The 630-nt window shown below is 20.8% G+C and carries 1 protein-coding gene; it reads left to right on the plus strand.

Annotated features, from left to right (window positions below; all coding sequences use genetic code 4):
* The coding region (locus tag M0D11_RS06345; protein WP_252321127.1) for an FtsX-like permease family protein at positions 1-365 on the plus strand (365 nt) is incomplete at its 5' end.
* Positions 366-630 lie beyond the last annotated feature (265 nt).

The following is a 630-nucleotide window of genomic DNA, read 5'->3' on the forward strand; positions in this document are numbered from 1 at the left end:
GTATTATATTATCATTTATGATTATGACTTTGGTTACTAATATTTTAGTTCGTGATAATTGAATATTGATTAATATTTTAAAAGTATTGGGATATAATACTATGGAAGTATCGTACAATTTTATTATAATTATTGTCCCTTTAATTTTAATTTTTTCAGTTTTTAGTGTTTTTATTAGTCCAATATTAATTAATATATTAGCACAACAGTTAATTACTTTTAGTCATGTTATTTATCCAATTATTTTTCGTTGATGATATTTTTTATTAGCTTTTGCTATTAATATTATTGTTTATATTAGTGCTTATATTATTACTTGATTATTAAATTTTAGAAAATATAAGTTATGAGCATTTATGGAGTAAAGAAATTAGTTGATAACAATTTTATTCCAGTAAAAATTTAAAAAAGGAAGTTTATTATGTTTTTAATTGAGTTTCACTTAGAAAGGCATATAATGAATTTATAATGTTTTTAAACCCATTGTTTTAATTTTAAAGCAAATGGGTTTTTTATGTTAAAAAGGAGATGAACTTATGGAACAGCAAGAAAGTAAAACACAAACATCTAGCAATGAGTTAGAACCTGTTTGGAATCTTTTATAAAATAACGTAAAATGACTATATATTT

The sequence above is a fragment of the Spiroplasma endosymbiont of Lariophagus distinguendus genome, from assembly GCF_023846195.1.
Classification (GTDB): domain Bacteria; phylum Bacillota_I; class Bacilli_A; order Mycoplasmatales; family VBWQ01; genus Spiroplasma_E.